The 19399-nt window shown below is 54.9% G+C and carries 21 protein-coding genes; 2 read left to right on the top strand and 19 right to left on the bottom strand.

Annotation, left to right across the window (positions count from 1 at the left end; all coding sequences use genetic code 11):
* Positions 1 to 378: 378 nt before the first annotated feature.
* The 12 genes from BUB69_RS17300 to BUB69_RS17355 all read right to left on the bottom strand — a co-directional run bounded on the left by BUB69_RS17300 (position 379) and on the right by BUB69_RS17355 (position 9682).
* Positions 379 to 1074: a DsbA family protein gene (locus BUB69_RS17300; protein WP_073168832.1), complete on the bottom strand. Its 696-nt coding sequence runs from the start codon at positions 1072 to 1074 to the stop codon at positions 379 to 381.
* Positions 1071 to 1370 (bottom strand): hypothetical protein, encoded by a 300-nt coding sequence (locus BUB69_RS17305; RefSeq protein WP_073168834.1) that lies wholly within the window; start codon positions 1368 to 1370, stop codon positions 1071 to 1073. Before BUB69_RS17305 ends, BUB69_RS17300 begins: the two co-directional genes overlap by 4 nt.
* A complete protein-coding gene (locus tag BUB69_RS17310) occupies positions 1367 to 4384 on the bottom strand; it encodes a conjugative transfer ATPase (RefSeq protein ID WP_073168836.1) in 3018 nt (1005 codons plus the stop codon). Before BUB69_RS17310 ends, BUB69_RS17305 begins: the two co-directional genes overlap by 4 nt.
* On the bottom strand, positions 4384 to 4839 hold the full coding sequence (locus BUB69_RS17315) for a TIGR03751 family conjugal transfer lipoprotein (protein WP_073168838.1): 456 nt from the start codon (positions 4837 to 4839) through the stop codon (positions 4384 to 4386). Before BUB69_RS17315 ends, BUB69_RS17310 begins: the two co-directional genes overlap by 1 nt.
* Positions 4817 to 6304 carry a TIGR03752 family integrating conjugative element protein gene (locus BUB69_RS17320; RefSeq protein WP_073168841.1) on the bottom strand — a complete coding sequence of 496 codons (1488 nt, stop codon included), beginning with the start codon at positions 6302 to 6304 and terminating at the stop codon, positions 4817 to 4819. The genes BUB69_RS17315 and BUB69_RS17320 overlap by 23 nt, the downstream gene beginning before the upstream one ends.
* On the bottom strand, positions 6294 to 7217 hold the full coding sequence (locus BUB69_RS17325) for a TIGR03749 family integrating conjugative element protein (protein WP_073168843.1): 924 nt from the start codon (positions 7215 to 7217) through the stop codon (positions 6294 to 6296). Before BUB69_RS17325 ends, BUB69_RS17320 begins: the two co-directional genes overlap by 11 nt.
* On the bottom strand, positions 7214 to 7882 hold the full coding sequence (locus BUB69_RS17330) for a PFL_4703 family integrating conjugative element protein (protein ID WP_073168845.1): 669 nt from the start codon (positions 7880 to 7882) through the stop codon (positions 7214 to 7216). Before BUB69_RS17330 ends, BUB69_RS17325 begins: the two co-directional genes overlap by 4 nt.
* A complete protein-coding gene (locus tag BUB69_RS17335) occupies positions 7879 to 8271 on the bottom strand; it encodes a TIGR03750 family conjugal transfer protein (RefSeq protein ID WP_073168848.1) in 393 nt (130 codons plus the stop codon). Before BUB69_RS17335 ends, BUB69_RS17330 begins: the two co-directional genes overlap by 4 nt.
* A gap of 15 nt (positions 8272 to 8286) precedes the next feature.
* Positions 8287 to 8652 carry a TIGR03745 family integrating conjugative element membrane protein gene (locus BUB69_RS17340; RefSeq protein ID WP_073168850.1) on the bottom strand — a complete coding sequence of 122 codons (366 nt, stop codon included), beginning with the start codon at positions 8650 to 8652 and terminating at the stop codon, positions 8287 to 8289.
* 19 nt (positions 8653 to 8671) lie between these two features.
* A complete protein-coding gene (locus BUB69_RS17345; protein ID WP_073168852.1) occupies positions 8672 to 8911 on the bottom strand; it encodes a TIGR03758 family integrating conjugative element protein in 240 nt (79 codons plus the stop codon).
* Positions 8908 to 9270, bottom strand: coding sequence for an integrative conjugative element protein, RAQPRD family (locus BUB69_RS17350; protein WP_073168854.1), 363 nt, complete (start codon positions 9268 to 9270; stop codon positions 8908 to 8910). Before BUB69_RS17350 ends, BUB69_RS17345 begins: the two co-directional genes overlap by 4 nt.
* A 79-nt stretch (positions 9271 to 9349) precedes the next feature.
* Positions 9350 to 9682, bottom strand: a complete 333-nt coding sequence (locus BUB69_RS17355; protein WP_073168856.1) for a DUF4177 domain-containing protein — start codon at positions 9680 to 9682, stop codon at positions 9350 to 9352.
* A 161-nt stretch (positions 9683 to 9843) separates the two neighbouring features.
* Between BUB69_RS17355 and BUB69_RS17360 the strand changes: the two genes are divergently transcribed.
* Entirely contained in the window at positions 9844 to 10275 is a 432-nt protein-coding gene (locus BUB69_RS17360) for a hypothetical protein (RefSeq protein WP_073168858.1), read from the top strand.
* A 15-nt stretch (positions 10276 to 10290) separates the two neighbouring features.
* On the opposite strand, the gene BUB69_RS17365 is transcribed toward BUB69_RS17360, so the two are convergent.
* Genes BUB69_RS17365 through BUB69_RS17395 form a run of 7 tightly spaced genes read right to left on the bottom strand, consistent with a single transcriptional unit; the run spans position 10291 to position 17219 of the window.
* The gene (locus BUB69_RS17365; RefSeq protein WP_073168860.1) at positions 10291 to 11751 is read right to left on the bottom strand and encodes a UvrD-helicase domain-containing protein; all 1461 of its coding nucleotides are present in this window, start codon (positions 11749 to 11751) and stop codon (positions 10291 to 10293) included.
* 9 nt (positions 11752 to 11760) lie between these two features.
* Positions 11761 to 12510, bottom strand: a complete 750-nt coding sequence (locus tag BUB69_RS17370; RefSeq protein ID WP_073168862.1) for a TIGR03747 family integrating conjugative element membrane protein — start codon at positions 12508 to 12510, stop codon at positions 11761 to 11763.
* Between the two features lie 36 nt (positions 12511 to 12546).
* Positions 12547 to 14706 (bottom strand): type IV conjugative transfer system coupling protein TraD, encoded by a 2160-nt coding sequence (traD, locus tag BUB69_RS17375; protein ID WP_073168864.1) that lies wholly within the window; start codon positions 14704 to 14706, stop codon positions 12547 to 12549.
* An 11-nt stretch (positions 14707 to 14717) separates the two neighbouring features.
* Positions 14718 to 15224, bottom strand: coding sequence for an integrating conjugative element protein (locus BUB69_RS17380; RefSeq protein WP_073168866.1), 507 nt, complete (start codon positions 15222 to 15224; stop codon positions 14718 to 14720).
* Positions 15221 to 15778, bottom strand: coding sequence for a lysozyme family protein (locus BUB69_RS17385; RefSeq protein WP_073168868.1), 558 nt, complete (start codon positions 15776 to 15778; stop codon positions 15221 to 15223). Before BUB69_RS17385 ends, BUB69_RS17380 begins: the two co-directional genes overlap by 4 nt.
* The gene (locus BUB69_RS17390) at positions 15763 to 16509 is read right to left on the bottom strand and encodes a TIGR03759 family integrating conjugative element protein (RefSeq protein ID WP_073168870.1); all 747 of its coding nucleotides are present in this window, start codon (positions 16507 to 16509) and stop codon (positions 15763 to 15765) included. Before BUB69_RS17390 ends, BUB69_RS17385 begins: the two co-directional genes overlap by 16 nt.
* An 8-nt stretch (positions 16510 to 16517) precedes the next feature.
* A complete protein-coding gene (locus BUB69_RS17395; RefSeq protein WP_425439378.1) occupies positions 16518 to 17219 on the bottom strand; it encodes a hypothetical protein in 702 nt (233 codons plus the stop codon).
* Positions 17220 to 17568: 349 nt separating this feature from the next.
* On the opposite strand from BUB69_RS17395, the gene BUB69_RS17400 reads away from it, so the two are divergent.
* On the top strand, positions 17569 to 19320 hold the full coding sequence (locus BUB69_RS17400) for a Shedu anti-phage system protein SduA domain-containing protein (RefSeq protein WP_073168874.1): 1752 nt from the start codon (positions 17569 to 17571) through the stop codon (positions 19318 to 19320).
* Positions 19321 to 19399 lie beyond the last annotated feature (79 nt).

The following is a 19399-nucleotide window of genomic DNA, read 5'->3' on the forward strand; positions in this document are numbered from 1 at the left end:
CGACAGAGTTGTGCACAAGGTCAGTTTCGGCTGATCTTGTGAATAAAAAACCGCCCTTTATAGGGCGGTTTTTTTTTGGCTTTGAAATACTTTATTGCGCAGAGTTATCGACGACGAAATTCAATGCAAAAAAAAACCTGCACCTTCGTCAAGGTGCAGGTTTTTCCGGTATCGACATCGACTATTGGAGACAGTCGAGAACACTCTACCTGCAAATATCAAAAATGGCAAGACGACACCATGTAAAGCTAATTTGTTTTTGGTTATAGATAATCTTTTGAGATGTTCGAAAACGATATATCCGTTCGATTGGGCTGTCGTCGAAAAACGCCTGGGCCGATGTGAGCTGGGGCGTCAGATCTTGCTTTGCTTAAGCGGTTATTTAGACCCGCTGCCCTGCGCCGGATTGGACAGCCAGTCGATTGCTGAAAGCAGTACGTCTCCGTCAGGAGCACCTTGCAGCTTGATTGATCGCCCAGTTGCCTTGTCCTTTACGATAAGGGTTGGTGTGGCTGTGATGCCGTCCAAGCTGGCTTGGTAAGTCTGAGCTCGTACTTTCTGCAGTACCGAGGCGTGGTTGGAGGCACACTCATCAATCGCAGCCTGTCGATCACCTAGTTCATCCAGCTGAGGCGCATTTGCCGGTCCGGATCCGTTGGAGCGCGTGCTGCTGTAGATCAGCCCCACAGCACGCCAGAACGCATTATTCCCCCCCTCAATGCCGGCGCATTCTGCCCAACGTGCTTCATAGCTTGCCATAGGCTCGTGCATGGGCAGCGGAAGGTGGTGCCACTGAAGGTTTGCGTCGGGATGGGTATCGATCCACGCTTTAAGTCGAGGGAAGTAGTCTTTGCAGTAGGGACACTCCAGATCCGCGTACTCGACGATCGTGAACCTGGCGCTTTCGCGTCCGTACACCCACGGTGTGTCCGGCTTCTCCTGCTCTGATTGTGAAGCGGCACTACTGGCGATGTCGTGCATGTGTTGTCTGATGGCTGGCGCCAGAAAATAAGACCCAACGGCCAGGGCAACCACAGCACCCAAGAGACTCAAATAAATTATTCTTCTGTTCATGCGGACGCTTCTTTCTTGAGGAGCTGTTTAGCGAGCAGCTCCTGGTCCAGCAGCGTTAAAAGGGCTTTCTGTGCACTTTCCGGTTGAGGATGGTGTTCAAGCCACTGGTCCAGCGCTTTGTGCAACTGAGACTGGATCTCTCGCCTATCGACTGCCATGTCTTTCACTACTTTGAGATGCTCGATGAGCACAGGGGCACAGATCTTCAAAGCCAACAGTGATTCTTCCTGCGGATCCTTGAGAATTTGTGTCAGGCTATCGATCAGATTTTGAGTCAGGGCATCCATGGCTCTCATGCCAGGTTCTCCAATGCATGCGATGTAGGGAAGGTGATATTCAGGGGTTCGATGCCGCGTTTTCGGTCAAGGTCTGCTGCGACTTCGAGTGCGGCTTCCAACTCGTCGACTCCCAAGGACTGCATCAGGTCATAACGTTGTTTCTTCTCTTCGGGTTCAGTCATGGCCAGCGCCAGGTACAGACTTGGCGGAACCGCGCGAAACAGAACTTCCATAGACTTCGAAAGAACGACACCCTCTGTGTATTTGCCACTCTCCTTGCGGGCAGACAGCATCAAGCTCTTCTGGGCGGGGGTGAGTTCGCGGAAGCGGGAGATTTTCTCGACTTCATCAGGCGGCATGTTCAAGCAGATCCACCACTCGATCATGTTGAGCATGGGGGCTGCTGCGGGAGGCAAGTCATCGATGTTCTGCGTTGCCAGCCAGAACCATGCCCCCAATTTTCGCCACATCTTGGTGATTTTGATGATGTAAGGAGAGAGGAGGGGATTTTTGGTGATGATGTGGCCCTCGTCGGTCACGTTGACCAGAGGGCGGCCCTTGTACTGATCGCGCTCCGCAATATTGTTCACTGTGTTGATCAGCGAGATGTAGGCAATCGAAAGTTGAGCGTTATAGCCTTCCCGGGCATACGTGGCCAAATCCACAATGGTGAGATCCGCCTCTGGCCAAGGGGTGCCAGGACGATTGAACATCTCACCATCAGCGCCCATGCAGAACATGTCCATGGCTTCAGCCATCTCCAGCATGCGATTGCGCCGTGCTTCGGGAATGGAGGTGTCCTCGCCGGCCGCTCGCAACGCGTTGCGAACATCTTCAGTCAGCACAGTGCGCCCGGCATCGGAGCATGTTCTGGCAGCAGCGAGAATGCAGTGTCTGATAACGCTACGGTCAGCCCGTGTAAGTCGAGCTTCTTCTTTCTCCTCACCGCCGGTGATCATAAGGCGGGCGACGATCTCCATCTCGCCCAGTACGTCGCGCTCGTCATCCTCTTGGTCTGAATCCGGCTTTGCGCTCAGATGTTCATCAGAGCCGTCGAGGTCGTCAGCATCCAGAGTGGTCACCTGGCTTGGAGTTGTGACCAGGCGAATCGCATCAGCGAACGGTGCCAGGCTGACCCCTGAGTTAGGTGCAAGCTTGATTCTGTTCACTGTCATACCGAGTTTTTTGGCAAAGTCCCCAAGGAGGCCGAAGCTGTTCCCCGCCTCTACAATGAAAAGGCGCGGCGCGTAGACCGCAATGAGTTGGTTGAGCAAGTTGTTCAGCGTTGCCGATTTGCCAGCTCCGGTCGGACCGAACAGAAACATGTGCGCGTTCATCTGCCGGTCGAGTTTGTTCAACGGGTCAAAGGTCAGCGGGGCTCCACCACGATTGAAAAGTGTGATCCCGGGGTGACCAGTGCCGCTTGAACGACCCCATACGGGGCAAAGATTGGCCACGTGCTGGACGAGCATCATTTGAACGTACCAGTCCATTGCACGTTTCTGGGTCACATCAAAGTTACCTGGGAGCCAGCGCAGATAGCTGTTGAGCGGGGCGACTTCGTCATCAGACGCTACAGGCTCCATACCTGCGCTAAGCAGTGCGTTGGTCAGTTGCATGCTCCGTGAAGTGAGCTGGGCTTCATCACGTCCCTTGAGGTAGAAGGCGACGCTGCCTCGATAGAGCTTGTGCTCACGGCCGATCAGTTTCCTTGCATTGTCGACGGCTTCACGGGTCATCGCCGAAGCCGTGTTGTCACCTACTGATTTGCGTGCCAGCTTTTCAAGGTGCGCCTCAAGCACATCCTGAGGGGTGATGACCAGCGTGATGGTCAGAACAGTATCTTCGGGCAACTTGTCGAACAGCGCATGCAACGCGTCACCGCCCATACGTGTTTCACCCGTCAGGTGGCCAGTCCTAGGGGCTTCACGCAACCGATCAAGCATGATCACGCGGTGCGGCTGTCCGTCGAAGTACCAGAGCCCCTTCTGGCTATCGGATTTAGGCTCTCGATAAAAGAGTCCCTGAGCGAAGTCATCGCCAGTCACCAGCGGCAGCTCTTCCCCGGCCTCCTCGGTGCGTTTGTTGACCAGATGAAAGAAGCGGTCGAAATCCTTGAGTGTCGTGCCCAAATGGTCTGGGTGTGGATTGAACCACCGTAGTAACCAGTGCCGGATTTCGTAGCCGTCCATGCGCTTGCATTTGATGCCGGCGTTTGCCAGCCCTCCCGTGAAGCGCTGACAGATGTTGTTCAAGTGCATGGCTGGCGATTGGCCCCGAAAGGCTGCATCTCCCACTACACGGCGGTACAGAACCACTCGCACACGTCGTTGCTGCCCACGCCAAGGTAATTTCGAGACTGTCGTGTCTTCAAAAAGCCCCCCAGGCTTGGCGATTGCGTCAAGGTGGTGTTTGAACAGGCTCAGGTACATCTCAGAGAACGCGCTGTTTTTGGCCTGCGGCCGGATGTACTCGGTCAAGGACTTGAGGTAGTCGTCCCAGCTAGTTTCGTCTTTGGCGTAGAACTGAACGACCCACGGAGATGTGTCCAGCTCGTCGAAGCTGTTCTGTAGGGCGTTTTCCAGCGCGTCCCTGACTTTTCGGAGCCATTCAGGATCTCGGCCTTCCGTACCAATCGGGGTCAGCTCAAAGAATGCCGCGAGTGACTTACCGTCCTCGAGCAGCATCGCCTGTTCCTCGGGCAAATATTCAGTCCAGGGCAGGAGGTCGACGAAGCTCGGCTTGACGTCGTAAAGCGCTGCGACATCGGCGACGGTTGCAGGTTTATTTTTAGGATTTCTCCAGTCCCCCGGGGCGGGTATGCCTTGGTCTTCCAGTCGTTTGAGGTAACGCTCCAAGGCCGCGTCGACATCGGTCTGGTCAGTTGCCTTCAGGCTTTCAGTAGTCGCATCAGCTTCCTGGGTATCGCCGTCTGCAGTAGGGTTTGCGATGAGGGAATGCTCTTCGGCTGAGTCTGATACGGTGGAAGAGGTGGTGCGCGCGCGGGCTGTGAGCCTTTCAAAAAAATTCATCAGTAATCCTCAACCCGCTCACCAGGCATTGCGTATTGCACACGCTGATAGAGGGGGAAAACGGTGGTGTACCCAGGGACTGGTGCTGGGTCGGACCCGGCCAGATGAGGGAATACGTACATGACCAGGTCGGGGTTGGGCAGCCGCTTAAATTGGCTGTAGATCTCGTTCTGTGCAGTGCGTGTGTAGGCGGCTCCGTCCTGCAGGGGCTGGGTTGCGTGCACGTCGATTGGGCGTCGAAGTTCAGAGCGTGCATCGAGCAGTTGCCGACTACTCGTGCTGCCCGCCGAGCCCGTGGTGCCTTGGTTCCACACATCCATCATCGTGTTCTGACCATGCGGTAGCATCTGCTCTTTGTCGGTCGAGCATCCAGTCAAAAGAGCTGTAACGAACGAGCAATACAAAACCATGCTGCGCGCAGACGTTACGTGATCAATCCAGGTTGGCATTGGCATGGTTTGCTCCTGAGGCATACTTGACCTTGCGGCCCTTGAGTTCGTAGTCGATTTCCAGCTCCTGGTCGATATGAAGCGAGACTTGAGCGCCTGGCATCACATAGATAGCGGCGAATGCTTGACCGTAGAGTTTGTTGACCCAGCCGGAAACGTCGGTGACCCCTTGAGTGAGGATTTTTCCCATGGCCTCGTTGCCTGATAGTCCGGTGCTGCCAAGTGTTCCTGAAGCGTTGGAAACGTAGGAAGAAGTGCTGCCCTCAGTCTTGATCAATGAAGCTGCTCCAGCCCCGGCTGCTGTGATTAGCGCCTGTGAGCCGATGTACTGCTGTGCGTTGCTGCGTCGTTCGCCGGCAATGCAGGGAATTCCGTATGGATCACTGATCCAGCCCAATCCGCCCTGGATGGGTTGCTGATCTCCGGAGTTGTTCTGGTTGTTGCTCTGCTGGGTACCGCCCTGAACTGGGGCCGGTAACGTGCGAACGGTCCCATCGTTGAACACGAAGGTCAGGCTTTTGATCTGCCCCCGCACACATGAAAGTGTCCAGTCGCCAGAGGCGGTGCCGCTGGCAACTGCTCCCGCCACGTCCGGAAGATCGATGCCATTGGCCGTCAGGTTGTCCGGGCCGATCAGCACCTTGAACGGGTAGGGGTCGTTGACGGTCCCGTCGACCGGAACCCGGCCGATGAGAGCGGACATGGCGATCGACCCCATTAATGTTGCGTTCTGAGGCAGTGTGTAGGCCCGACGAACCTTTTTGCGCTCCAGTTGCTGACCGCCGATGTCGTCGCGCACCGACTGAGCACCGGTAGTCAGGGCTTTCTGTCCACGGTCCACAGAGTCTCCGAATGAGGTTGGAAAGCTGTAGCCGCTCGCAGGTAGACTGCCGCCTGTACCAATCGGCTTACCGTTGCTGTCCAGAGCTGTTGCGTCCTGAGGGTCTATCCAGACGACATCCGAACCGTTTGCGTCGGTTTTGAACTGCTGGCCATCCCCCGGCTGGACGCCTAATCCGATCGGCAAGTCTGAATTGGAGCCGCTGCTTTGGCCCAGCCTGGTTAACTCGTCCATCTGTTTTTTGAAACCATCCAGCACGCTTTGCTGTTGCTGCTGGCTGTCGAGTTTGAACTGTTCTTGAGCATTCTTCAGACGTTGTTCTACCGTCTGATCGATGTTCGCTAATCGTTGTTTTAGGGCATCGTTGTCCTGCTTGAATGCCGTATTCTGCTGGATGACATCCGAGATTTGCTGCTTGAGTTCGCGTCCTTCAGCCACCACTGTGCGCAGCGTGTCACTCGGCGTGTCGCCTTCCACACCAAGAGCCTTGGCCTGCTCTGCCGTGAGTTTTGGAGCCGGTGCATTTTCAACTTGCTGCGCGGATCCGCCTCCCATCATCTTGATGCCGAGAAACACTGTGAGCAGCAGAACCGGAATCACCAAGTACTTGATGAGCGGATTACTCTTCATGTTTGGCTCCCTGCGTTGCACGCGGATTTGCCTGAGCGGCTGAGAACACTGTGGCCTGTGTCAGCCCATGGCCGCGAGTGACCAGGTACAGAGTGGTGGTGTCACTGGCATCACCACGAGGTCCGAGATAAGGATGCTGAAATGCGGCTGTCGCGAACTCACCCATCAGGTCCCGAGGGTCGAGAGTGACGCGTTGCTCCGTCTGGTTTTGAAGCTTCACTGCCGTCACCCAGAAATCATTCAAGCGCCATGCGCCCAGTGGGGTGGCTCTGATTGGCAGGGTGGGAAGTAATGTAGTCAGATCCAGACGTCGGTCAATTTTGACCTGGGCAACGCCGTCGATAGGCTCCACGGTACGCAGCGGCGCATAGAGCACCTGCGCTGCATATCGTGTCAGGACAACTGGGACAGGCGTCTCTCGCTTAACGACTTCTTCCGGCTCATCCTCATCTTCGGTGGAGCGGCTGCTGGTGTCTTGGCTTAGGCTGTTGCTCTTGGAGTTGCGCGCTGTAGCAGCCGCTCCGTAGCGTGTTGGTGACGCCTCTCCTTCAACGATCTTCACTGGTTCCAATGCAGGCTGATCTTTAGGGGCATCTGTAGCAGCGATGTCGATCAGTATGATTTCACCGGTCTTGGCGTTCTGCAGCTGTAGACGTGTCGGCTCGATCGCTTCCTTTGCAAACAGGTAGATGGCCCCACCGGTGCTTTGGACCCGCAGCTTATCGGTCAGCGACCTTGGGATTCCGACTCGGACATTCTGATCGACAAAGACGATACGCTCTTGATTGATGCGAAGAGGGATTGCCAGCGGCAAGCGCTCCCAGCGGACAATCTCAACCGCTGAAGCGACCTGATGGCTGCCAGCCATGGCCAGCAGCAGTGCCGAGCAACTGAGCGATTTCAGAGCACTCATTTGAAGACTCCTTTCGACTGGGGCGCGGGAGCCTCAATAGTGCCTTCGATTCGCTGGGGCGCACCGCTGTAGCAATCCCAAGCCATGCCGAATGGGTTTCGCTCAGGGTCCACGTCCATACGCACCACGTGCAGCGGATAACGCGCCAGAGCTCGCTTGACGAGCTGACCGCCGTAATACTCGTCAGCTGTGAGATCCAGCGTGACTGTCCAGTCGTCGACAGAGTTTGAAACGGTCCGGATCTCTGGAGAATCGCCGTAACCTCGGCCGGGAATCTCGTAGACACCGCGGACTCGCTTGCGCAACTCGCCGCTCGACCTGCGTAGCTCAAAATCACTCTGCAGGTATTGTTTGCATGCCGGCGTAATGTAGGAGTCCAGGCGCGTGATATTCGCCTGGTAATCCTGCTCACCGTCGACTGGCCAGCGATTCATTTGCTGAAAGATATACAGCCCGAACGTGTAGACCGACTGCGGTGGGACGTCCCACCATAGTCGCGTACTGCCTGTGCGCAGATCCGGGGGTACATGAATGGTCATGTCCTGTGGTGCCCTATACCAACCTATACCCAGACCTAAAGCCAAAAGCGCCAGTAGGACGATCGCCATTCTCAAGCTTGTAATGTGGGCTCGCTGAGAGTCAGCCAATTTCAAAAAACGACTCATTGCTGCTCGCTCCGACGGCAAGTCCAATTGCCTGATCGGATGACCAGATTGGCGTTGTTGAATGACGTAGGTCCGAGCGTCGCTATTAGCAGCTGCAGCTTGCGGTAGATCCACGTTTCTGGTCTGCCACGCTTCATCCGTCTCAAGACCCGAGAAGCGATCGCCAACCCCAATGTTCCGCCCAGAAGTGCGCAGACCACGGGCATCGACGGAGTGATCATGAAAGCCAGCGGAAGGCCAATCACAAAGCCAAACCCGCTACAGCCGAATACGGTAACCCACATCTCGTCCGCCGTAAGACCGCCAATAACCACGGGCTGATTGTTCAATCGACTTGGCAGAAAACGCAGTGTGCCGTCTTCATGCTGATCTTGCTGGAGCTCAGTCATGGAAGCCTCTGCGACTCAAAGGATGTTGGAAGCTGTGGTGACCAGGTAGATCGTGATACCAATCAAGCACACACCGACGATGGCGGTGCTGCCCAAGTCGGCCCATTTGGCCTTACCCATGTGGATTTCGTGATAGACGCCAAGCGCATGGCGTCCGACCGTAAAAATGCCGAAAGCGCAGAGGCACAATCCCAGCAGTGTGAAACCATCAAACGCGTAGTTTTGAATGGTCTGCATGAAGCTGGTCCCGGTACCGCGTGTCGGGGCCTGAGCACCTGGTAACGCTGCAAAAGCGCTACCAGGGCTTACCGCCATAAGGACGATCAAGCGGCGGGATTGGAAGAGGGCACGAGCCTGGGAAATCAAACGATACAGCGTCATCTTTATCTCCTTGGAAAAATCAACTCAACAGCATGAAAGTCATGATCATGAACAGCACCGCCCAGCGAGTTGCTGCTACAGCCGCTGCTGGAGCCGCAAGATTCCTTGTAGCCCAGCCGCGATAAATGCTTGAAAACACCCAGACGCCCCACAGAAGGAGGATGCCCATAGCAAGCCCGGTCCAGAGCGTGTTGCTGCTCGCAGGCGTAAAACCGGCCGCTGCTTGAAATGCGCTGATCTGAGTCGAGGACATCGTCATGGCGTGCGATCACCGCCGATGGTGTACTGGCCTGAAATTTCCACTGGGTCGCGAGGTTGTGCGCGGGAAGGAGACATATAGTCCTGCAACCCTTGTCGGATACGGGCGATGTCACTTACCAGTCTGGGATAGTCCAAGTGATAACGTTGTGACGACTCCTTAGGGAGATCCAGACTGCGCTGTGCAACAGCTTCGAGCGCATTGAGCTGGCGAATCATCACCTCAATATTGGCTTGCTCGGAGGCCGTGCCGGCAGCCAGGGTATCCGTAGAGGAAAGGGAGCTGCACAGAAGGGCTGCGGTAAAGCAGATCTGCACGCGGGTAGACGTTGATCTGAGCGCGGGGAGATTGTTTTTCACGTAGCTGGCCTTGGATGCTGTGGGAATCTATGTCCACAGCATGACCAGCGGCCGGACTTGAATCAGTACCAAACCCTTTTTAGGTCGGAGTGGGTTTATCTGAAGAGGTATGAGTGGTTCTGCTGCGTTTGAAAAAGAACATAAACCCCATGCTTATTGCGTAGCCAAACGCCCAGCCCTGGGCATTTTGATTCCCAATTTGCTCATGACCACGCTTAATTTGTTGAACGCTTACCAGCTCCCAACCTTCAAGGCCGAAGCGATTAAGGGTGTCCAGGATCTCAGGGTTGCTCAAGTATGCATGGACGTCGGGCTCAGTCGTTTCGTCCGTTGATTTAAACATTAACACGCCGCTGGTAACGGTTTTGTATGGAAGTGGAAGGTACGTTTGTGCGTATTCAAAGGTTGTCATCTAATTACCTGCTGTCAAAGGTGAATTCCTAGCTAAAATTTATTTTGTAGCGCGCCTTAATAAATAAGGCTGTATTTATTGGCAAGTCGTGAACGGACTGTCATGCTCTTTGTGCAGCTGGATAGCTGTTTTAGAATCTGACTCATAAGGAGCCAAAAGCAATGCAGTCAATCGAGTACCGCAATTTTCAGTTCAAAGGTTTTAACTCTGTAGGAGCTTGTTACGTCCGGACGCGTATCACGGATGATGGCAAAATCGTCTGTTTGATCTCCCAGTTGCGAGGCTATAACGGCACATCTGTTACAAATGTTATAGAAGACATCATACATGGGGTGGTAGAGCGCCTCTTCGCTGAAGGTGTTCTACCTAAAGCCCTATCCACGATGGATAAGATTCTTAAACGGTCCGTTTGGATCGAGCATTATCCACCTGGTGTTGGCATGTCTCCGAGCGGGTCTTGGGCTGTGGTTACCCTCGACGCAGAGGGCAAGCCAGATTGGGAGCACGTGACCCTGGACGATGCTATTGCTCTTAGTGGTGTGGAAGCCAATTTCTTCTCATTGTCGGCCCAGGATGTCCAGTTCAAAAACTAGGAATCGTTTCTAGCGCTATGACCCCTTGGCAGAGGGCTTCATATCCTTAAATCGTTGCATGATGTCAATTACAAGTGAGTTGACGGCGAGGATCTTCATGGCCCTCGTCACACTCACGTACAGCAGGTTGAGCTCGTCGTCGCGTTTTCCTGCGTCGATGTCCGGAGACAAGGGGTCTGCAGTGAAATCCTCGTAGAGTCCTACAAAATCCCACTCCAAACCCTTTGCACGGTGCGCCGTGCTGAGCGTCACGGTTGCATCCAGTTCTGAGGTCACAGAGGCGCGGCGTAACTGGTTAATTCGCTGCGGAAGATCAGGATAATTCTCGATTATCTTGATTGATCGCAGCATCTCCGGATCCTGAGTCGCCTTGGCGATAGCTACATACTGGTCATAGTCCGCGTAGTCGGAGAGCAGCTTGCGCTGCTGCACTTGATCATTCATGTCTCGGCTGAAATAAAACAGGTCTTCCAGGTCTCGCAGTGAGTAGCTGTCAATTCCTCCAAGCCATTGCATCTTGTGGCTTTGATTGACCAGGCGAAGTGCGTTCTCAATGACACCGCTCACAGTACGGTGCAGGTAGGTACGATGCGGTAGATCGTCCGGAAGTGCTTTTTTGACCAATGTCTGTTGGCCAAGTCCCTGCAGCGGGATCGTCTCTCCTTTGAACGACAGAATGACGTTGGCCACGTAGGCAACTGCAGGCCCGAATCTAAAGCTCTGGGTCAGAAAATGTTTCTCGGCGTCAATCATAGCCGGGCTGTTAAGCGCATCCACAGCTCCTCTAAACCGATAGAGTTGCTGATGACGATCGCCGACGGTTACCTGAGTGATTTTTTGAATCTGCACCAGGTTCGCGATAACTGGATTCACGTCTTGCCCTTCGTCGAGCAGTATGGCCCCAAAGCGCTGGCTCAAATCTGGCTGGCTCATCTGATAGAGCTTCAGGTAGCCATCGTGCGTCATGGATACAGATCGATCCTGGATGTCTACCATCCTCCTCCAAACGTCACGGGTCAGGTCAAGTGTCCTGTGCATGTATAGCTGCTGGACCGAGGTTAGCCTGCGGTTGCTCTGGAACCTTACACAGTGGTCCTCTGTGAGCTCCAGGTCACTGCTTGCCATGAAGGCGTTGAGGGTCGAGACAATATCTTTTGCAAGCTCCCAATCCTGGGTGTTGATGGTTCTTGCGATGTCCGTTAAACGCAGGTTTCCTGCCTGCTTGTGCTTGTACTGGCTCCCATAAACAGCATAGGCAAGCCCGTGGGCGGTTTTGCATGTCACATTGCGTGGAAAGCGATTCTTTGCTGCCATCTCGACGGCTTTGTTGTAGCAGAGGTACAACATTTTGATCTTGGCGTTATGGGATGCGTAGCCCACCAGCGTTGTTGTTTTTCCGGTACCGGCAAACGCTTGGACCAGTAGTTTCCTTGCAGATGAGTGGATGGCTGGCTGCTGTTCTTCTGTCCATTGCATTGGGCGCACCTATAGGTATTTTTTGAAGCTGGAGGCAGTGATGCTGACGGCAAGGCCGAGCAGTGCCGCGCACGGTAAGAGGACGAGCAGCGGACTCACGCTAAAAGGCAAAGCCAGGTAGAGGCTCCACGGAATGATCACCAGCGGCATCATCGTGGCCCGGGCTTTGTGATAGAGATAGCTGGACTCGCGACCTGCTCCAAATCGGCGCAGATCTCTGCGGACCAGTCCATCCACGAACCCGACGAACGCGGTCATTATGAAAAGAGGGACGGCGAGGGTAAGGATCACCAGCCGCACGCAGAACACCAGCGTCGTATAGAGCGCCGCAAGGCCATAATCCTCAAATTTGCCTACCCCTACGCCGAGCATGTATCGCATATCAAACCCACGGGGCGCCTGCCCGCTCTGTGCGTAACCAGCAGTGCGGTGAACCCAATCCTGAAGTCCCGTTTTAATCACCAGCCAGTCATAAGTGGATTGCACCAACCATGTGGCGGTCCGGCCTGGCTCCTGGACTACCACGCTCTGCAGAAAGCCTTTGGAAAGCCAACTCAATTCATGGTCGAGCATTGCCCGGGCATGCTGCCAACCTGCCTCCGGCCAGAAGAAGTACATGCAGATCCATTCAACGATGATCGCTCCGCCCAAGGACAAAAACATCACAGCAGCGAATCTGAAGGGAAGGGTAAACAGTGATCCAATGAACGACTGTTCTTGGTCCTGCTGCTGTTTCGCACGATCAGCCACGTCTGCCATGTCAGCTGACCTCCTGGACGATTAACGCCTCTAAGCTCATGCTGCGTCCTCAGTTGTCACAGCAATCTTCTTGAAGTCGTCGAGCAGGTCCGCAGGTAATGACTCGTTGAGCGTTTGATACCCAGGCGCTGACCACCATCCGGTATCGTCGACCTTACCCACTTGGTAGGTCTGTCGCATGCTTTCTGCAAGCGCCTGCAGGTCCGCCGGCATCTCCTCGTCAGGGTCATGTCCGGGCAGTGGCATCCTCACTTTCCAGAGGTTGCCCCCTTCCATGAGTGCAAAGCACTGCCCCTTCGGCAGGCCGACAACGTGGGCGGGCTCGATCATTGGAACGCTTACCTGTTGGACTTGATCGTGACTTGCGGATGTGAATGCTGTGTTTCCCGATGCTGAGTCCGTGGCCGAGCTGGCGGGTGTAGAGGTAAACACCTGGACCTTGGGCAACTGATTGGTCAGTAGCTCTGCGGTGGACGTTTCGCGGACGCGGAGCATGAACACATTGTTGAAGTTACCGATCACTTGGCCCGCTTTAGCTTTGTTGCCGATCTTCGCCTCGATATCGCTCATGGTCTGTGTGTAGGCAGTCACCTGCATGCCGGCACCGCCGCCCTTGTTGATCATCGGAATGAATTCTTCACCCATCAGCTCGTTGAATTCGTCGGCGTGGAGGTTGATAGGCACCTTGGTTCCAGGAACGCCGCCCGGTAGTCCGTCGTCGACACCGAACTTGTAAATATGGCCGGCAACAGACACCAGATCCGAAAACATCGAGTTGCCGACGGCCGCGGCAACCTCAGTGTCTGACAAGGCGTCCAGACCGATGTAGACCACGGCCTTTTTGCGAACCACTTGCATCCAGTCGAAGATTGGTCGCGGATCGTTCACGTCCTGGTAATCAGGCGAGATCAGCTCCGCCATCCTTCCCGTCGTCAGTTTCTCCAGCAGTGGAAGCAGGGAGGCGACGATCTTGTCGAAGTAGGTCTTGTCGTAGCGGACGGCGCTGCGCAATCCATCCATGACCGGATCTGCTACTCGAGTCTGAGACAGGTATTGATCGATGGCCACCACGCGAAGCGGTCGCCCCTTCATGTTGAACGGTATGTTTTTATCGTTGAGCTTGCCCTCGATGGCGACGATGATTTCCCAAGCCTTTGGATCAAACTCATCAAAGTATTTCTTCGCGTACTCCAGAAAGATGCCTTCGATGTTGATCACGTGTTGCTGGATTTGCAGATAGTCTGGCCGACGGCCCAATGCAACGAGTGCCCTGGCTATGATGTTCACGAAGCGCCAGGCGAACTCGCGGAACGCCGCGGAGTTGCCTTCGCCGGAGAGCTGTCCGGCAATCCGTGTAGCGACTTCCGAGATCCTCCCAAATCGGCCCACAGCGTTGTAACGCGCCGAGTGATCCGGCCAGCCCAGATGGAACACATAAAATTCGTTTAGACGGCCGGCGCGTTTCGCTTCCAGGTACATCCGCTTTAGCAGATCTGCATCACCCTTCGGATCGAAGACAATTACGACCTCGTGCTGACCGTGCTTTTTGCGACGAATGTCTTGGGTGATGAACAACTCAGCCAGTCGGGTCTTGCCCACACGTGTCGTGCCCAAGACCAGTGAATGGCCAACACGCTCACCCAGTGGCAGCGATACGTTTTCCTCAAATGGCTCGATGCCGTGCAGTCGTGGCAGGCCGCCGACCGGGGGAAGTGGACGCACAGGGTTGATGGGCACGTCCCATGAGGTTGCCCTAGCTAGGAGTCTGACGACGTAGGGCGCGAACTCCGCGCGTTCTTCAAAGCGTCGAGCTGCTCTAAACAGGGAGGTTGCTTCAACATAGCTGGAGTATTTGGGAAGGTAAGTGTCCATGAGCCGCTGCGTGTGCCGTTGCTGCCAACGGAAACCAAGACCGATGAAAAGACGGTGGTTGCTTACCGGTACCTCTTTACTGGTCATCGTGTAGTGGGGTAGGCGACGAATGTTCCGCCTGTAGCGCAGGACGTGCCAAGCCTGTTTCAGTCGCACGCATCCTAAGGCCAAGAAGCCCACCGAAGTCACCATGCCGAACAAAGGTGTGAGCGCGAAAGCCCAAGGGGCGAATACGCAACAGAAAGCACCTGCGACGCACACGTAAACGGTGTAGAGCTCTACAGCAGGTCTGAGTAAAGATTCAATGGCGTATTCGTGAGCCATAACCCAACCTCCTATTGCTCGATGGCAGTTGGGGTGATCAACACTGGGTAGTGGTTTAGGCCGAGTCGTTGAGACAGGTCATCACCAGAGGCGGGGGATACCAGCGTGTTCGGCAACCAGCTCCTTACGACGGCAAGTCGCTCTGGCGTAGTCACGTTGACCACCAGACCTACGGCCTGCATCTGTTCAAGCGCCACGCCGCGTTCTTGGATCCATCGGCGTGATGTTTCATCGTCCCCGATCAGGAATAATGGCTGCAGGTCTGGCGCGTTGATGATTCGGCCCTGAACCGTCCCTGGAGTCATTCGAGTGGTGCGTACCGGCAATCCCTGTGCTGCTACAGGATCCAGTTGTGAGGTCAGGTCATTTGAGACAGAAGAGGATGGCTCGGGGTTGAGCGATCGATAGTAAGGCAAAGCTGAGTCACCACCTTTGTCTTCAACTACGATGAGTTCTGCGGCTTGGCAGATCATAAATGGCAGGCACAGCGCTGTGCCGAGGATCACTGATCGTGTCATGGATTGGTCACCAGCATTTGGATGCCGGTTACCCGGCTGAGATGTTTGGCAAAGGCCTTACGGTAATTGGCGGCTGGAGCGCCGCCTGCAGGCCGGTGATAGCGTCCGGCAACGGTGATCCAGTCACCGCCAAGCTCTCGCTGTTCAGCCAGGATCTGTGCAGTCACTTCCAGGTTCTTGTAGGGATTGAGCGAGTCGCACGGGTTGCTGGAATTGAAACGATGGCCGTTCCAGCCCATGTTCACCTGTCCCAGACCCACGTCGACACGCTTAGGGCCTGTCTGAACCAGCGCTATGAGTAGGGCGGTGCAAGCGTCTGCGCGGGTTGCAAAACGGTAACCCGCGCCGGCGACATTCAATGTCCAGGGCCATGGCACAAGTTGTCCACGCAACTTCGCCCCGCTTTCCTGCAGCGCCACTGAGTAGAGCACTTCCGAAGGAATGCTCGCGGCTTGGGCAGCCAACTGATAAGCCGGTGGAGGAAGCTCGGCTGCGTGGCTTGTCAGCGCGAAGCATAGTAGGGCAAGGCCTGCCCACGTCACTGACGTAGCCATTGTCCATTCACCTCTCGCACAACGGCCGGTAACTCGCCACCCAAGCTCAGGCCAAGCCAACGTCCACCGTCATGGTTGAGGGTGATTTGTCGGGTTCTGACATTCGTAGGGTCGATTCCCGAGACAATCGCCCAGTTGCGAATTCGCTCATCGTCGTTCTGGCTACCCACCATGTAGACGTCAAACGGCTGCTTCTGAGCCTGAAGGGCCTTTACTCGTATCGAGCATTCCGGACAGCCGTCTTTCACAAACACGGCCAGACGTCCGTTACCTTGGTTGGCTTGGGTGGCAGCAGATGCTTGAGACGCTCCACTGGCGATGGGCATTAGATTTGGATAAAGGCGTTGGAATGCCTGGTCGTATTCTCGTTGATAGGCCAGTTCCTTGGCGGTGCGCTGCGCTTCGGCTTTGACCTGCAGTTCTGCATACCGGCGGCGCTCTTCGTCACTACGGGCTTCGATACCTAACGCGCTCAAGGGGTCAAGTCCTGGGGAGTAGACCCCTCTTGAGCTTTGCATGATGGCTTGATAACGCTGCCACTCCTGTGGGCTGAGGTTCCAGTCCCTAGCCAGGATCTCGTCGCTGGATCGTGGCTGGCTGTCATAGGTTGCGCTCTGGTGCTCTTGGCTGTTGGCTTGGGAGGATGCGCTGGTCGCCGCGACGGCGACGCTCAATGGCGTCAACATGCTGAGCCCCATCAGGGCCAGTATTCGCAGGTTGTAACTGGGCATATAAACCTCTAAGGACGCAGGGGAAGGATGCGAGGGGACCCGTTAATGCTGAACAAGGCACGAGATTCGTCCAGACTGCTGAGCTGCCAGTTGCTTCCGGCAACCATGTCCCCAGGTCGTACCAGGTTCAGTTGGCTCAGCTGCGTGCTGCCAGGTGGCGCGACTGACAGAAAGCGCTCCCCACCTCGGTACTCCACCCCAACAACCGAAAAGGGCGGTGGAGGCTCAGCAGCTTTAGTTTGTGCAGTGGCTTTACGGGTAGGGGGCGTAGCCTTTGGCTTCGGCGTCACTGCCAACTGATGCGCTGTTGCTTTGGCTGCTCGCAGATCCTGCAGTTTCGTCTGCAGCTCCTCGATCCGAGCGCCCATTACAACGACTTCCTGTATTGAGGCCGCCTCTTGGGCCGCTTCGTGGGACGCCTGCTGGACTTGCTTGATAAGCGCCTGGACCGCATCAATCCGATTCGAGAGGGCCTGCTGGCCAGCTCTGAAATCTTCAGCCGTCACTGGTTTGAGTTGCCCGACTGCATCAAGCCGGTCATCTACACCATTTATACGTTGTGTGATCGCATTGACGGTGTCCAAATCGGCGACGGATTGGAGCCCGGTTTTGAGATGGATTATCTGCCATTGCTGATAGGCACAGACGCTGAACGCAGCGACCAGTAGCAGTGTCCGCAGGGTGGCAGCGCGCGAAAATGACAGCTTCATGGATGACCTCACTCAGGATGTGAGGCAGGTTCGCAAAAGCTATGATCGGAAGCAGTACCAAACCGTTTTTCGATTGGGATGGGTTTACGTTCGAGAACCCGCTACCGCGAATTCGGGAGCGTTTGCAAGGGTAGCGCCGACCTGTTTCGTAATTGCATGGAGTTGACCACCCATACTAGGGCTGGATAGACGCGGCCCCGTATACCACCGGCTTGCCACTGCCGAGCTGCGCAGGTTGCCTTAGATTGTGCAGGCTTCCGCTACCAAGAAATAGCCGAGCAAAGGGACTTATGGTTGACGGCTCGCCTGTCGATAGTTAGAACATCTAATTGCGACCCGGAGGATTGCCATGAGCCCTGTTATAGACCACCGCCAGGCTATGGATGAATTTGAATCCATGCTGATTCCTGTCTCATTTCGCAGCAAGATATCAGATCAGATCTGCCCTGAATCCACGCCAACACTGCGCAATCCGATCACCCTGAAAGGGCAGAAAAGCCAGAATCGAGAGAAGAATGTGGCTCGTAAAAAAGCACCGTCTTCTCAAAAGCCACGCCAGGAGGGCGTCAAGGAGCAAGCGTTGCACGACATGATCGTCAAGCACCCTTTCTTGCTCCACACGCCCGAGCTTTTTGCTGGCGGCTTGTACCTCAAATCTCTGCTCAACAAACTGCCCCTGCCTTCGCACCTGATCACTGATTTCGTTTATATAAGTGTGCAGGGCCCGATTGTGAAGATCACCCTGGTCGAAATTGAAAAATCCTCCAAAGCGGTCTTTCATGACAAGCTTTTGAGCCAATACAGGCTTAGGAGCGAAGCCGAAGCAGCCGTAAACCAGGTGAAAGGTTGGAAAGACACCCTTCGGCATGACGTCATGAGAAAGTGCCTTCTCTGCAACTTAAAACCCTTGTTTGAAGGCTATCCACTCCCAATTTTTTCACCGGATGGCTCTGTGACTCCTCTGGCGATAATCGAAATAAGCTACATGCTGGTTGTAGGCAGTGAAATGCCAAGAACTAGGGCTCATCAGGATCTGATCGATCGACTCTACTTGGATGAAAGTATCATCTTGATGACTTTCCCAATGATGATGGAACTGGTCAGGAATAGACCTGAGGTCAAGAATGTCCTAAAGCTCGGAACGAAGGGGATTCGGATGGAAACCCTTGGCGATCAGAATGCGCTTCACCCAATAGCCTCGGTTCTTTCGTTGGCGGTTGGCCCTACTGAAGACCCTTACAGCGTGCGGTCAGCCGGACTTGGATGGACGGGCAGCGATACACGCTATAGAGATGGAGCCTTTCATCCGGCTTCAGTCAAAGCCATCTTTTACCGGTCAGGTGGACTTTGCGAAAAACCGGGCTGTTCCCAGCCTGTTGTGGTGGGCGATAAGGTTGCAGGAGGTCTGTCTGCGATTTACAACGTGATTGACGAAGACAGCGACGTGAGTACCTTCGGTGACACCCGGCATGTCGCCTTGACCTGCGAAAAACATCACTTTCGCCTAAACGGCGATGACCGCTATACGCTTGGGAAGGTGCATCCTTTGGGCGAAGCCATGATGATGCGTGGACCCTATAGGCCAAAGCTTGATGCGCAGGCTACGACCTTCAGTTCCGCCTTTAAGGCCAGCGTTATTAAGGACATACTGAGTCTTGTGGAAGTCGACTCGACAAAGGAGCCAGGACTCGCCGGGCATTTATCGGATTGGCTTTGTGCCGTGCGCAGCCTTTATATGCATCCACAAAGGCTTCTGGCCAGCATCGTTGAGAATCAATTCATGCGCCAGGATTTTGGCTGGTGTATTAGGGACAGGGCGTTGTTGGATCGTGACTGGAGGTATTCCTTTCTCCATGGCGCCAGGTTGATTCGAATCAACCACTTTGCCCATGTGGGCTATGAAATTGAGGCCAATTTTTTTGATGAAGCTTTCATTGATCGACTGAAACGGATCTTCGACGACCGAGCGTCATGGGCACTCCAGGCTTTGTGTCAGGGTGATGGGAATGCTTTGCATCACCACCTCAAACAATCCCGGAAAGAGAGAGAGGAGCGGGAAAAGCAGGAAGAAGAGATTCGCAACTGGCGGCGTAGATGGTGATCTTCTCAGCCTGAAGGCGACAGGGGCATGCGGCTTCATCTTGTGCCCTTGGGGCTTTAGAGGTTCCCCATAATTTGGA

It is taken from the genome of Pseudomonas asturiensis, from assembly GCF_900143095.1.
Taxonomy (GTDB): Bacteria; Pseudomonadota; Gammaproteobacteria; order Pseudomonadales; family Pseudomonadaceae; genus Aquipseudomonas; species Aquipseudomonas asturiensis.

Bases quoted from the DNA above. Each gene is read 5' to 3' on its own strand.
- BUB69_RS17300 (WP_073168832.1), bottom strand. From the start codon at position 1,074: ATGAACAGAAGAATAATTTATTTGAGTCTCTTGGGTGCTGTGGTTGCC.
- BUB69_RS17305 (WP_073168834.1), bottom strand. From the start codon at position 1,370: ATGAGAGCCATGGATGCCCTGACTCAAAATCTGATCGATAGCCTGACA.
- BUB69_RS17310 (WP_073168836.1), bottom strand. From the start codon at position 4,384: ATGAATTTTTTTGAAAGGCTCACAGCCCGCGCGCGCACCACCTCTTCC.
- BUB69_RS17315 (WP_073168838.1), bottom strand. From the start codon at position 4,839: ATGCCAATGCCAACCTGGATTGATCACGTAACGTCTGCGCGCAGCATG.
- BUB69_RS17320 (WP_073168841.1), bottom strand. From the start codon at position 6,304: ATGAAGAGTAATCCGCTCATCAAGTACTTGGTGATTCCGGTTCTGCTG.
- BUB69_RS17325 (WP_073168843.1), bottom strand. From the start codon at position 7,217: ATGAGTGCTCTGAAATCGCTCAGTTGCTCGGCACTGCTGCTGGCCATG.
- BUB69_RS17330 (WP_073168845.1), bottom strand. From the start codon at position 7,882: ATGAGTCGTTTTTTGAAATTGGCTGACTCTCAGCGAGCCCACATTACA.
- BUB69_RS17335 (WP_073168848.1), bottom strand. From the start codon at position 8,271: ATGACTGAGCTCCAGCAAGATCAGCATGAAGACGGCACACTGCGTTTT.
- BUB69_RS17340 (WP_073168850.1), bottom strand. From the start codon at position 8,652: ATGACGCTGTATCGTTTGATTTCCCAGGCTCGTGCCCTCTTCCAATCC.
- BUB69_RS17345 (WP_073168852.1), bottom strand. From the start codon at position 8,911: ATGACGATGTCCTCGACTCAGATCAGCGCATTTCAAGCAGCGGCCGGT.
- BUB69_RS17355 (WP_073168856.1), bottom strand. From the start codon at position 9,682: ATGACAACCTTTGAATACGCACAAACGTACCTTCCACTTCCATACAAA.
- BUB69_RS17360 (WP_073168858.1), top strand. From the start codon at position 9,844: ATGCAGTCAATCGAGTACCGCAATTTTCAGTTCAAAGGTTTTAACTCT.
- BUB69_RS17365 (WP_073168860.1), bottom strand. From the start codon at position 11,751: ATGCAATGGACAGAAGAACAGCAGCCAGCCATCCACTCATCTGCAAGG.
- BUB69_RS17370 (WP_073168862.1), bottom strand. From the start codon at position 12,510: ATGGCAGACGTGGCTGATCGTGCGAAACAGCAGCAGGACCAAGAACAG.
- traD (WP_073168864.1), bottom strand. From the start codon at position 14,706: ATGGCTCACGAATACGCCATTGAATCTTTACTCAGACCTGCTGTAGAG.
- BUB69_RS17380 (WP_073168866.1), bottom strand. From the start codon at position 15,224: ATGACACGATCAGTGATCCTCGGCACAGCGCTGTGCCTGCCATTTATG.
- BUB69_RS17385 (WP_073168868.1), bottom strand. From the start codon at position 15,778: ATGGCTACGTCAGTGACGTGGGCAGGCCTTGCCCTACTATGCTTCGCG.
- BUB69_RS17390 (WP_073168870.1), bottom strand. From the start codon at position 16,509: ATGCCCAGTTACAACCTGCGAATACTGGCCCTGATGGGGCTCAGCATG.
- BUB69_RS17395 (WP_425439378.1), bottom strand. From the start codon at position 17,219: ATGAAGCTGTCATTTTCGCGCGCTGCCACCCTGCGGACACTGCTACTG.
- BUB69_RS17400 (WP_073168874.1), top strand. From the start codon at position 17,569: ATGAGCCCTGTTATAGACCACCGCCAGGCTATGGATGAATTTGAATCC.